The 3,493-nt window shown below is 52.9% G+C and carries 3 protein-coding genes and 1 pseudogene; all 4 read right to left on the bottom strand.

All coding sequences use genetic code 11. The features are described from left to right. Positions 1-53: 53 nt before the first annotated feature. Complete coding sequence (locus FGE21_RS19685) at positions 54-935, bottom strand: hypothetical protein (protein ID WP_139665096.1); 882 nt, start codon at positions 933-935, stop codon at positions 54-56. 146 nt (positions 936-1,081) lie between these two features. Next, positions 1,082-1,204, bottom strand: a pseudogene (locus FGE21_RS20675) (WGR domain-containing protein); the annotation flags it as partial. A 379-nt stretch (positions 1,205-1,583) separates the two neighbouring features. Further along, positions 1,584-2,330, bottom strand: a complete 747-nt coding sequence (locus FGE21_RS19670; RefSeq protein WP_255731678.1) for a ParA family protein — start codon at positions 2,328-2,330, stop codon at positions 1,584-1,586. A 15-nt stretch (positions 2,331-2,345) separates the two neighbouring features. Continuing rightward, entirely contained in the window at positions 2,346-3,380 is a 1,035-nt protein-coding gene (locus FGE21_RS19665) for a replication initiator protein A (protein WP_139665093.1), read from the bottom strand. Positions 3,381-3,493 lie beyond the last annotated feature (113 nt).

The raw sequence follows: 3,493 nt of genomic DNA, 5'->3' as shown, positions 1-3,493 counted from the left end.
CCGAAAAGCTGGGACCACTTCAGTATTCCACTTCATCGGACTTGTTTTCTGCATCAGACATTCAGTGAAATCATCCATCGCTCTGAAAATTCTAGAAAATATTCTGCCTCTGGGTCCAACTTTCGTGAACCCCCTCTTTGAGCAAAAGCTTCCCAGCGTTCAATAGCGGGATCATTAAGCCCCAGCATTTCTGAGAGGATGTATCCTGCCCGTACCTTGGCAATCTTGCTGTTTAACTGATCTACGGCCCCCACGATTTCAGGCAACCATTGATCCGCGTCACGTTCCCAAACATCGAGTACATGACGCATCCCACCGCACAATCCTGGCTCAGTAATCATATCGGCAAAGGTCTGGCCTACAGACGTGATCCGTGTTTCTTCCCCGCTGAGCTGCGCGGGCGTCCAGGGATGGCTCGAGATATGAACAACGACTGGCCGCCGCCGAATGGAGTCTCTGAAGCCAGGGCGATGGAGCAAGGGCTTATCAATTGTGTCGATGTCCGGAAGATCATTGCGCACGCGATCATTTCGAAGTTTGTTCCAGAGATCGCGGCGCGGTGTCGTTAGATGCAGCGCCTTAGGGCTCCGCTCCGTCAGGCTATACCTCTGCATCGCTGATAAGTGCGATACATAGGCAAACGGGTCGGCAATACATGCGACTTCTTCGGCTGACCCGGCGCGGGTGGCTTGCGTGACGCGCCAAACACCGGAACGAAAGTCTGAGTCAGGAATAAGAGCTCTACGCTCCTCCATGCGTTTGATGGCATTGTTTGCACGGGTTTGGTCCCACCCCTGCGGCATACGTTTCAGAGGCTCTCCATTCCATGCTTTGCTCTGAAATAGAGCGTGGCCCAGAACGAAAAAATCGTAGTATGTGATGATCGGCAGATCACGCTTCAGGAGCGCTTGTTCCACCCCGTCTGTGAATTTCATACGAGTGCCATCTGTATATGTCCTAAGGACATATACAGATGGCACTCAGAGTAGTCAAGGGCTGAACGGCTGAGTAGGCTTCTGTTGATTTGACATCTGCGCCGGACATCTCTATGTCCTAAGGACATAGAGATGTCCGGCGCGAACTAAGTTATCTGATAGTCACACTTCTCCTTAGCGTGCGTCAGCGACTTGAGCGCATCTTCCGCTTCAAGCTGGCTGCGGAATAAGTCCAGGCGCATTTGACCACCCCACCCGATCCGTCCCCATTCACGGCGTAACTTTCACTCTCCAAATAAGTTCGGAAGAACAAACATCTGATAGTAGCAGGCGACGTTCTTTGTCGGATCGCATTTTTCGAGGCGAGCTTTCATGTTTCGACCTTACTAGTAAGCCTTTCGGTACATTTCCCACATCTGTTCAATGAGTTGCCCTTGAGTGATGCCAAGTTTTTCCGCTTCTTCAGCTATCGCTACGCCCACTTCAGGGAACACTTTTGGATGGAGCTGATGGGTTCGCGGGCTTGGTTTGCGCCCGGGCTTCTTACGGGGTGTCCGGTCGAGGAACCCCCTCGCCTCTCCAACCTCATCGACACGTCTGACCTCTTCTACGGTCGTCCCTTTCGGGCGGGCTTTCAGCCCCGCTAGCCTATTTGAGCCGCTCATAAACAGCCTCCGTGAATGCCTGAGCGTTTGCCAACGCCTTATCTACCTTGCCACCCGTGACCATCTCTGGGTCATTCATCATCGCTGTCAGGTCACCCCCATAAGCGAAGAGTTCGGAGAATGCCGCACGGGCCACCAGTGACGGTTCGATTACATCGATCCCTGCCCCACTAAGCTGTCCCTCTAGCTCCTTCTGAACACGGCTTTTTACAGCGGCGCTGGTCTTTGTCAGCACCACAGCATGCCGAATTAAACGCCCAAGCGCTTCTTCCTCTTCGCGAACCAGCGCCAATGCTTCGGAGCCGATTTCAGCATCGAGCGCTGTCGGCTGCATTGGGACGATCACCAGGTCGGCCTGGGAGATCGCGCGACTGACGAGCTGGGACGCAACCCCTTCCAGGTCCACGATGACGATCTTGCCGTCACCATCGGCGCTCCGAATGGTGGGAACGATTTCTGAACGGCCAATCTCACTCTTGAGGGTCACTCCACCCGGTAAGCCATGCGATGCCCACCTGGTCAGAGATTTGTTCGGGTCACAATCCAGCACCGTGACATCCGCTCCAATGCGGGCAAATTCAGACGCTAGCAGTACAGCGCAAGTTGATTTACCTACCCCGCCTTTGGGGCTTGCCATGACGATAACGGGCATTGCTCGATCCTGCCGATTTGTTGTTACCGGATTTATATCTTGTACCGGAAAAATATCCAACACCTGATTTATTTCCATTACCGGTTTTTAATCTTATGGCCTCCCACGCTTTTCGAACCACTTCCGGCAAAACCCTACAAAGGCTCGATCAGCGTTGCGAGGCGGCTCCACACACCAGTCGCGCCACTCGCGTTCAAGAAAGCGTACATCCCATCCGGGAGCCGCATGGCGTGCTTCTTCGTAGGTATCCGACTGCAAAGGAGGAATGCTGCCTTCAATGAGCGGGGCAGGAGACATCGTGCCGCGATTGGTGAAAACCACCATGTCAGCTTCATCCTCAAAGGTAACGTGGTAATCTGGCAAGTGGTCGTGCTCTACGAGCTGTCGAATCATCTGCCGAAAGCGCTTTTGAGGGCTTTGAGAACCAGTTTTGAGAAGCAGTTTGGCAAGCGTGATACGCCAAGATTTCTGTTGGCCACAGTGTTTTCGGGCAATTTCATACACCCGCCGCTCAATGGGCTTGCGAAGACGGAAGTAGTCCCTGTGCAGCGTCAGAACCTCTTCATTACGGATTGCGTTGAAGACCCAATCCGACAGCTTCACCTCGCACCATAGCAAGCGACCGTCGAGACCATGCTTGCGGCGGATTGAGGAAGCGTCGATCAAGCCGAACCCATCGACCTGTTCTTCGTCCCCTGTTACAATGTTCGTCCTGATGCGGGTTCCTTCAAGGCGGTCAAGGGCATCGAGAAGGGACTGATACTCCCGGCCACTTGTGCCGCGATTGGTGAAGATAAGCAGCTCTCTAGAATTGATCCGAACACGGGGCGAAACCGGAAGGCCTTTCTTCAGTTTCGCCATAATTTGGCTGATACAGTAGATCAAAATGTCTTTGTCGTAGATCGTTGCGAGACCCTTCACACTGGGCGTGATCTGCAACCACTTATTACCATTCTCGTATCGCTTGACCGTCGTTTCCGGCTTTTTTGAAAGCGAGTAGAACGGATGCTCCATGTGTTGCATCACGTCCTTCAGGACAGCGTCTGCGACATCACAGATAAACAAATCATGCTGCGGATGACGATCCGGCAGGAGCGGGGCGAGAACGTTCGTGTTATCAGTTACCATGAGTCGACATTCGTGGTTTTAGTTACCGCCGTCAAGATTCGTGTTATCAGTTACCAAATGCAGGATTTCAGTTACCCATATTCGTGTTATCAGTTACCGCTCCCCAAAAAAAA

Source organism: Phaeobacter sp. B1627, from assembly GCF_006265095.1.
Lineage (GTDB): Bacteria > Pseudomonadota > Alphaproteobacteria > Rhodobacterales > Rhodobacteraceae > Epibacterium.
Note: the sequence above shows the minus strand (reverse complement) of the source record. Positions and strands in the feature narration are given on the sequence as shown.